Source organism: Allostigmatella hybrida (assembly GCF_020103775.1).
Classification (GTDB): domain Bacteria; phylum Myxococcota; class Myxococcia; order Myxococcales; family Myxococcaceae; genus Hyalangium; species Hyalangium aurantiaca.
The window spans coordinates 590,915-599,333 of record NZ_JAHXBH010000001.1 but is presented as its reverse complement, the minus strand read 5'-3'; the positions used below and the strand labels follow the sequence as shown (position 1 = coordinate 599,333).

6 protein-coding genes are annotated in these 8,419 nt (G+C 68.8%); 2 read left to right on the top strand and 4 right to left on the bottom strand.

Annotated features, from left to right (window positions below; all coding sequences use genetic code 11):
- Positions 1–102: 102 nt before the first annotated feature.
- Positions 103–2,523 carry a protein kinase domain-containing protein gene (locus KY661_RS02300; protein ID WP_225408620.1) on the top strand — a complete coding sequence of 807 codons (2,421 nt, stop codon included), beginning with the start codon at positions 103–105 and terminating at the stop codon, positions 2,521–2,523.
- A 6-nt stretch (positions 2,524–2,529) separates the two neighbouring features.
- Here the strand turns inward: KY661_RS02300 and KY661_RS02295 are convergent, their stop codons facing one another.
- The 3 genes from KY661_RS02295 to KY661_RS02285 are packed head-to-tail and all read right to left on the bottom strand — an operon-like array spanning position 2,530 to position 5,804.
- The gene (locus KY661_RS02295; protein ID WP_225408619.1) at positions 2,530–2,925 is read right to left on the bottom strand and encodes a hypothetical protein; all 396 of its coding nucleotides are present in this window, start codon (positions 2,923–2,925) and stop codon (positions 2,530–2,532) included.
- Between the two features lie 56 nt (positions 2,926–2,981).
- Positions 2,982–4,994, bottom strand: coding sequence for a PAS domain-containing hybrid sensor histidine kinase/response regulator (locus tag KY661_RS02290; RefSeq protein WP_225408618.1), 2,013 nt, complete (start codon positions 4,992–4,994; stop codon positions 2,982–2,984).
- Positions 4,995–5,009: 15 nt separating this feature from the next.
- Entirely contained in the window at positions 5,010–5,804 is a 795-nt protein-coding gene (locus KY661_RS02285; RefSeq protein WP_225408617.1) for an alpha/beta fold hydrolase, read from the bottom strand.
- 334 nt (positions 5,805–6,138) lie between these two features.
- Between KY661_RS02285 and KY661_RS02280 the strand changes: the two genes are divergently transcribed.
- On the top strand, positions 6,139–7,929 hold the full coding sequence (locus KY661_RS02280) for a M4 family metallopeptidase (protein WP_225408616.1): 1,791 nt from the start codon (positions 6,139–6,141) through the stop codon (positions 7,927–7,929).
- Positions 7,930–7,936: 7 nt separating this feature from the next.
- On the opposite strand, the gene KY661_RS02275 is transcribed toward KY661_RS02280, so the two are convergent.
- Positions 7,937–8,290 (bottom strand): DUF2019 domain-containing protein, encoded by a 354-nt coding sequence (locus tag KY661_RS02275; RefSeq protein WP_225408615.1) that lies wholly within the window; start codon positions 8,288–8,290, stop codon positions 7,937–7,939.
- Positions 8,291–8,419 lie beyond the last annotated feature (129 nt).

The window sequence follows — 8,419 nt, the reverse complement described above, 5'->3', positions numbered from 1 at the left end:
GGAGGGCAGGCGGTTCAGCGGATTACACAGCGGGTGGAACTTCACCGGCCCGCGAGAGATGAACCATGCGCCGGAGGGCGTTCTCGGCCAAGATGCCGGGCGGTGCTTGCCTCCGACACCCTCGTTCTCGATGGCCGCTTCCGGGTTCTCCAGCCCCTGGGCGCCGGAGGCATGGGACAGGTGTACCTGGGCGAGCAGGTGTCGCTGGGCCGCAAGGTCGCCATCAAGGTCCTCCACCAGGATCTGCACCTGCAGCCGGGCATGGCGGAGCGCTTCAAGCGCGAGGCCCAGCTCCTGTCGGCGGTGGAGCACCCGGCCGTCGTGCGGATCATCGACTTTGGCGAGTCCGAGCACTCGGCCTGCCTGGTGATGGAGCTGGTGGAGGGCGAGAGCCTCAACGACGTGCTCCAGAAGGGCCCGCTGGCCCCGGAGCGCGCCCTCACCGTGCTGCGCCAGCTCGCCGAAGGGCTGAGCGCCATCCACGCCCAGGGCATCATCCACCGCGACATCAAGCCGGAGAACGTCTTCCTCACCAGAGGCCCCCGGGGCGAGCAGGCGCGGCTCTTGGACTTCGGCATCGCGCGGCTCGTCGAGCCCGACGCGGACAGCGCCGTGAGCCAGGTGGGCATGGTGCTGGGCACCCCGGAGTACCTGTCCCCCGAGCAGGCCGTGGGCGCCCGTGCCGACGTGCGGAGCGACCTGTACTGCCTGGGCGTGCTCGCCTACCGCGTGCTCTCCGGGCAACTGCCCTTCCCGGGCCCCAGCCCGCGCCAGTTCATCGCCCAGCATGCCAGCGCCGCCCCCCTGCCCCTGGACCGGGCCGCGCCGGGGCTGGCCACGCACCCCACGCTGGTGCCCCTGGTGATGCGGCTGCTGGAGAAGGAGCCCTCGCGGCGCTTCCAGACCGCCCACGAGCTGGCGGACGCGCTGTCCTCCGCCGCCACCCTGCCCTTGCCGGCCTCGGCCCTGCCCCCGGGCGCGTCCAGCCTCGCGCAGCCGGTCTCTACCGGCACCGCGGCCTTCGGGGCGCCGCCGCCCGTGCCGGACGGAGAGGCCCCCAGCGAGGGCCCCCGGGTCTGGAGCCCGCCCGCGGGCAGCAGCGCCACGGCGGCCTTTGGCGGCCCGCTGCCCCCGGTCAGCTCGGGCACGGCCATCTTCGGAACCGCGGCGCCGGCCTCCAGCGGCACGCTGACGAGCAAGCCGCAGAACCTCACGGTGATGCTCACGAGCATCCAGGGCTTCTCCGAGCTCGTCTCCCGGCAGACGCACGAGGAGCACCTGCGCATGCTTCAAACCTACGAGGAGCTCCTGGTGCCCGCGATGCGCGAGCGCGAGGGGAAGCTCGTGCAGAAGCGCGAGGACTCGCTGCTCGCGGTGTTCGCCTCGCCCACGGGCGCGGTGCTCTGCGGCATGGAGATGCAGGACCGGCTCTGGCGGCACAACCAGACGCTGCCCCCGGAGGGCCAGCTCCGCGTGCGCCTCTGCCTGCACACGGGCGAGGTGCTGCTCACGCGCGGCATGGTGATTGGCGAGCCCATGCAGATCGTCAAGTCCGTGGAGCAGGTGGCCCTGGCGGACGAAGTCACCTTCACCGAGTCCGTGAACCTGGCGCGCAACCGGGCCGGGACGGAGAGCGAGCCCTGCGGCACCATCGCCCTGCCCGGCGTGGGCGGGGCGCTCCAGCTCTACCGCGCCAAGCGCGCCGCCGAGGGCCTCCCCTTTGGCGTCCCGCCCTCCACGGACGCCTCGCTGTCCAAGAAGACCGGGATGATGGCCACACGTCCCCGGCTCGCCTGGCCGCGGGGCACCGGCCTGCAGGGGCGCACGCTCCGGCTCGCGGTGGGGGGCGCCGTCGCGGGACTGTTCCTGCTGGGAAGCGGGGTGGCGGTGTGGCACTGGAACCAGAGCCCCGACATCCAGGCGCGGCGGCTGCTGAAGGCGGACAAGCCCGCCGAGGCGCTCAAGCGCATCGACGCGGTGCCCCTGGAGGAGCGCAAGCAGGACGCGGCGCTCCAGGGCACCCGGGCGCGGGCGCTGCACGCGCTGAACCGCCACACCGAGGAGCTCAACACCCTGCTGGCGCTGGAGGCGGACGCCAAGGAGGACGTGGCGCCCGAGGTGCTGGAGGGGCTCGCGGAGGACTTCGGCGAGGACGAGGGGGACAAGGGACTGCGCAAGCTGCTGGCCGCGTTTCCCAAGAAGGCGCTGCACGGACACTTCGAGTCCCTGGCCGAGGGCGAGTACTCACCCAAGCAGTGGGGCGCGCTGCGCTACCTGGAGGCCATGCAGGACACCGAAGGGGTGGACCTGGTGCGCGTGTACACGGCGGCGCTGGCGGCGAAGGGCTGCGGCGTCCGGGCCAAGGCGGCGAGGCGCCTCGGGGCCCTGGGAGACGCGGACGCGGTGCCCGCGCTCACCAAGCTGGCCAACGCGCCCAAGGAGCGGGCCGTGTTCTCCGGAAAGAACTGCGGCCAGGATGAAGCGGCCGACGCGCTTCAGCTCCTGAAGAAAAAAGCCAACTGAGCGGGCTCAGTCGTCGCGCCGCGCATGGCCATGCCCCCGGCCCCGCCCGTGGCCATGGTCATCGTCGTCCCAGTCCTTGCCCCGGCGCTTCACCTTCTCGTCCACCTTGAGCAGCTCGCGCGAGAACGCGTGGTAGTCGGCGAAGAGGTGGCCCCGGGCGTTGCCCACGGAGGCGTCGTACTGGAGCTTCCACACGTCATTGCCCGTGCGGTGGGCCTTGCGGAGCTGGCACTGGTAGCCCCGGGAGCGGCACAGCGAGTAACCCTGGTGCACCGCCTCGTCGTAGCTCATGGCCACGGGCCGGGGCGGCGGTGGAGGAGGCCCCCGCCGGCGGGGATTCGAGGACTGCACCAGACAACCAGGCACCAGCAGCAGAACACCCAAGAGCAGGACAATGCGCATCCCCCTCCCATACGACTGGGAACGGGGCGCCTTCAATCCCACATGCCCAACAGGGCTCACATCCGGGGCGTTCCCGGGGGGGGGCGCGCCACGTCGTCCTTCAGCGCATCCAGGATGGCATCCAGCTCCTCGTGGATGGTGCGGATGACGGCGTGGAGGCCGTCCGCGTTGCCGCCCGGGTTCTGGATCAGCTTCCGCCCCTGCGCCAGCGCCCCGCACAGCACCCGGGGCTGCATCAGCTCCAGGGGCATCTTCATCTGGTGGGTCAGAAAGTCGAACGCCTCCACGTTGCCCGTCTCCAGGGCCTTGCGGAGGTCATGCTTCTGCTTCTCGAAGGTCCCGATGGCGATGGTGCTCAGCTCGACTTCTCCCGACCGGTCCCCCTCCGCCAGGTTCTTGAAGCGCTGGAGATCAAAGCGCGGCTCGGGCTGGGGGGCACTCACCCCAGCAAGCGCCTGCACGGCCGTCTCCTGGGCGCGGTCCTTCTCCGCCAGCGCCCGGGAGCGGGTCCCGTGCCGGGCGAGCACCGCGAAGAGCTCCTGGGGCATGAAGGGCTTGCCGACGAAATCCGTGAAGCCCGCATCCTCGCGCGCCTCCGGCCCCAGCAGCGCCGAGGCCGACAGGGCGATGATGGGCAGCCGCCGCAGCCGGGCGATGGAGTGGTTCCGCAGGAGCTGGGTGGCCTCGTAGCCGTCCATCTGGGGCATCTGCAGATCCATCAGCACGGCGTCGTACCGGTGCTCCAGGGCCCGCTCCACCGCTCGCCGGCCATTCTCCACCACGTCGAAGTCCACGCCCCACCGGCGCAGGAACTGGGAGAGCACGAAGACGTTGACGGCGTTGTCCTCGGCCACCAGGACCTTGAGCCCCTGGAGCGCCCGCGCATCCGGCAGCTCCTCCTCCGGTACTTCCAGGGCCACGGAATCCGGGGCCGCCTTCAGCCGCACGTCGAAGGAGAACGAGGAGCCCTCGCCCGGCACGCTCTCCACGTGCATCTTGCTGCCGTGAAGATCCAGGAGCTTCTGGCAGATGGTCAGCCCCAGGCCGGAGCCGCCGTACTTCCAGGTGATGTCGTAGCTGGCCTGGGAGAACTCCTCGAAAATCCGCGCCAGCCGGTCCTGCTCGATGCCAATGCCCGTGTCCGACACCCGGAAGCCCAGGGACACCCGGTCCGCGTCCTTCTTGAGCAGCCGGACCCCCAGCGTCACGGAGCCCTCCTCGGTGAACTTGATGGCATTGCCCAGCAGGTTGGTGAGCACCTGGCCCAGCTTGACGGGGTCTCCCATCAGCTCGCTGGGCACCCGCGGCTCGAACTCCACCCGGATGGCCAGCTTCTTCTCCTCCGCCTTGACGCTCAAGCCGGAGCAGATGCCGTGGATCAGCTGGCGCAGGTCGAACCGCCGCTCCTCCAGCGCCATCTTGCCCGCCTCCAGCTTGTTGAAGTCCAGGATGCTGTTGAGCAGCCCCAGCAGGTTCTCGGACGAAGTCCTCAGGATGCGCACGTACTCCTGGTACAGCGGCGGCAGCGTGGCCTGCCCCAGCAGGTTCGACAGCCCGATGATGGCGTTCATCGGGGTGCGAATCTCATGGCTCATCATGGACAGGAAGTCCGCCTTGGCCTGCGTGGCCTGCTCGGCTTTCTTCCGGGCCAGCACCAGCTCCCGCTCGTAGTTCTTGCGGTCGGTGATGTCGAACAGGGTGGTCCGGTGGAACAGCGTCTTGCCCGACGCGTCCTTCTTCTGCACGGTGTTGAGCAGCACCGGAAACCGCTGGCCGTTCTTGCGCACCAGATCGAACGTCAGCTCGTTCACGGCGCCCTGGAGCTGGAGCAGGGGCGCGTAGTGCGTCTCGTGGAAGATGCGCCCGCCGCCGGTGAGCAGATCCTGAAGCCGCTTGTGCCCCAGCAGCTCCTCCCGCGAATAGCCCATCCACCGCAGGAAGGTCTGGTTGGCCCGGACGAGGGTGCCATCGGGCAGCGTGGAGATGTAGCCACAAGGCGCGCTGTCGTAGAGTTCCTCAGCACTCTCCTCCACTCCGGTGCTGGACAGTGTCTTCTCTGGGCTTTCCACGGTGCGACCCGGCTCTCAAGCGGCGAGGAAACTTCTCATGGCATCAATGGTCTCTTCGGGAGCGCTCAGATGAGGACAGTGTCCAGTAGCTTTCATCAGCCGCAGCTCGCTCCGGGCCAGCGTCCCGTGCAGGTACCGGCCCACGGATTCCGGCGCGATGGCGTCCTGGGCGCACTGGAGGATGAGCGTCCGGGCCTTCAGCTTCGGCAGGTCCGCCCGGTTGTCCGACAGAAAGGTGACGCGCGCGAAGTGCTTGGCGATCTCCGGATCCGCCCGGCAGAAGCTGTTGTTCAGCTCCGCGGCCAGCTCGGGGCGGTCCGGGTTGCCCATGATGACCGGGGTGATGGCGCTGGACCAGCCCAGGTAGTTGCTCTCGAGAGACTCCAGCAGTTCCTCAATGTCCTGCCGGGTGAAGCCCCCCGCGTAGCTCCCATCGTCGATGTAGCAGGGCGAGGGGCCCACCATGATCATGCGCTCGAACCGGTGCGGCTCGGCGATCGCCGCCAGCAGGCCGATCATCGTGCTCACCGAGTGGCCCACGAAGATGGCGTCCTTCAGGTCCAGCTCCCGGCAGATCTCCAGGAGATCATCCGCATAGCCCTTCAGGGCGCTGTACTTGCTGCGGACGTACGCCGTGGTATCCGACTGCCCCGCCCCCACGTGGTCGAAGAGCACCAGCCGGTAGTCCCGCTCGAAGGCTGGGGTGATGTGGCGCCAGACGTTCTGGTCACACCCATACCCATGGGCCAGCACCATCACCTTGGGCCCCTGGCCGAGGAGACGGACGTTGTTTCGCTGAAGGGCAGTCATGGGCACGGGCGGAGGGGGAAAGTCGCCACTGCCGACCAACGTAGGCAGATTCCCCTCGAACTCAAGGGCGAGCGCACCCCGGCGGATTGGCCTTTGGGACAGGTGGGAAATGATGACACATGTCATCCCCCTGGTGACTCAGGTCCTACCTGAGCCCGGCTTTTCCGTGGTGACACCTGTCACCAGGGGAGACTCCGCCTGCTTGTGATTTCAAGGCTTTGCCTGGGCAGCAGGCGCCTGTGGGACCATGTAGCTCATGGCACACATCATGCTCTAAGTCTGCGCATATCCCCCACCCACACTTACCTGTGGGTTCGCCCCAGAGCCGCTCACCATGCACGTTCCTTCCAAGACCCAGAAGCCCACGCTGTCCACCCCTGTGGCCCCCCTGGCCCCGGCCGCCCCGCTGACGAAGAGCGCGGTCCCGGCGAAGGCGTCCACCGCGCGCCCGAGCCAGGAGACCTCGAGCTTCGCCCAGGCCTCCAAGGCCCGGGTGGCGCTGAGCGCGGAGCCCACGAAGACCACGGGCCCGCTGGCGCTGAACAGTGCCCAGGCGCAGGCAGCCATCCAGAAGACGGTGGACTTCGTGCAGGAGAAGGCCCACCGGGGCCTGGTGCCCGGCGTGGACGCCTCCCAGGCGCTGGCCCCCGTGTCCGTGGAGCATGACGCGCTGGGCATGACGCACGTGCGCATGGACCGCCGGCACGAGGGCGTGAAGGTGTTCGGCGAGCAGGTGATTGGCCACCTGAACCGCGAGGGCCAGGTGGAGAGCCTCACCGGCAACGTCGCCACGCTGCCCCAGGGGCTGGGCTCGGCGCCCACGAAGCTGTCGGCCCAAGACGCGCTGGCCCTTGCCCAGAAGCAGTTCGCGGGGCAGACGGACCGGGCGCCCACCTCCGAGCGCGTCATCTTCCAGGGCAAGGACGGCCAGTACCACGCCGCCTACCACGTGGAGCTCACCAACACCTCGAACCTCAAGGCCGAGGACCGTCCGCAGCGGATGAACTACCTGGTGGATGCGAACTCGGGCGAGCTGCTCACCCAGTACAACCAGATGGGCGGCATCGAGCTGCCCCACGCCCACGGCAAGGGCGCCGCGGCGGCCCCGGCCCCGGGCACGCCGAAGGCCTCCACTCCGGAGCTTCCCGCCACCGGCAAGGCGGATGACACCACGCTCTACAGCGGCAAGGTGGAGCTCTCCACGAAGAAGAACGCGGACGGCACCTACAGCCTGGAGGACAGCACGCGCGGCAAGGGCGTGGTGACGGTGGACGCGCAGAACAAGAGCCAGGCGGGCCGCGTGCTGCCCATCACCGACAAGAACGATGCGTGGGGCGAGGCCACGGACCCTTCGCGCAACAAGGCCGCGGTGGACGCGCACTACGGCGCGGCGATGACGTACGACTTCCTGAAGGACGTGCTCGGCCGGGACTCGCTGGACGGCAAGGGCGAGAAGCTCGTCTCCAACGTGCACATCGGCACGAACTACGTGAACGCGTACTGGGACGGCCAGCAGATGAACTACGGCGACGGGGACGGCAAGCAGTCGGGGCCGCTCACCACGCTGGACATCGCGGGCCATGAAATCGCCCACGGCCTCACCGAGCGCACCGCGGGGCTCATCTATGACGGGGAGTCCGGCGGCCTGAACGAGGCGTTCAGCGACATCATGGGCACGGGCGTGGAGTGGTACGCCTCGCAGAAGAACAAGGCCGTCGAGTTCGACTGGAAGATGGGCGAGGACGCGTGGACGCCGGCCAACGGCACCGGGGACGCGCTGCGCTACATGGACGACCCGTCGAAGGACGGCTACTCCATCGACCACTACAAGAACTTCCCGAAGCAGACCGAGGTGCACGGCTCCAGCGGCATCGCCAACAACGCCTTCTACCTGCTGGTCAACGGCGGCACCAACCGCACGTCCAAGGCCGAGGTGAAGGACGGCATCGGCATGGAGAAGGGGCTCCAGGTGTACTACCGCGCCCTGGCGCACTACATGACGCCGAACACCACGTTCGCCCAGGCGCGCCAGGCCACGGTGAAGGCGGCCACGGACCTGTACGGCGCAGGCTCCGCCGAGGCCCAGAAGGTCGCCGAGAGCTGGAGCGCGGTGGGCGTGAACTGAGTGCCGCCTAGCCTGGGTCCAACGCCCAGGTACCCTGCTCCCAATGCTTCAGGGTCTGCTGCGCCTCCAGTGCCGGCAGACCCTTGTGCTTCGCGGCCTCCTCCAGCACCGCCTTGGCTTCCGCAGTCCGGTGACGCAACAGGAACGCCGCAGCCATGACCCTGACGTCCATACGGGCATGGGTGAGCAGCACGGCGAGCGCATCCCGCCCGGCGTCCCCATGCGCGCACAGCTTGTCGAAGGCCGCGAGGTAGCGCTTCGCATGACGGTTGCCCTTGGCGGCACTGCCCTGAGCAATCTCCTCCGTCTGGGCAGCGACATTCTGGGCGAACGCCTCCACGAGCTTTTCCAGTTTCGTCATGGCCAGACTCCGTCTCCCCGTGTGCGGAGATTCTTACTACCCGGCCATATCGGAACAGCGTTAGAGGGAGCTGACCATCTGAAACCCGCTGGTATCCGGAAGGCACTTCCCGAGGGCGAAAGCCGCCTG

Excerpts from the sequence above, each read along its gene's own strand:
- KY661_RS02295 (WP_225408619.1), bottom strand. The coding sequence starts at position 2,925 with ATGCGCATTGTCCTGCTCTTGGGTGTTCTGCTGCTGGTGCCTGGTTGT.
- KY661_RS02285 (WP_225408617.1), bottom strand. The coding sequence starts at position 5,804 with ATGACTGCCCTTCAGCGAAACAACGTCCGTCTCCTCGGCCAGGGGCCC.
- KY661_RS02280 (WP_225408616.1), top strand. The coding sequence starts at position 6,139 with ATGCACGTTCCTTCCAAGACCCAGAAGCCCACGCTGTCCACCCCTGTG.
- KY661_RS02275 (WP_225408615.1), bottom strand. The coding sequence starts at position 8,290 with ATGACGAAACTGGAAAAGCTCGTGGAGGCGTTCGCCCAGAATGTCGCT.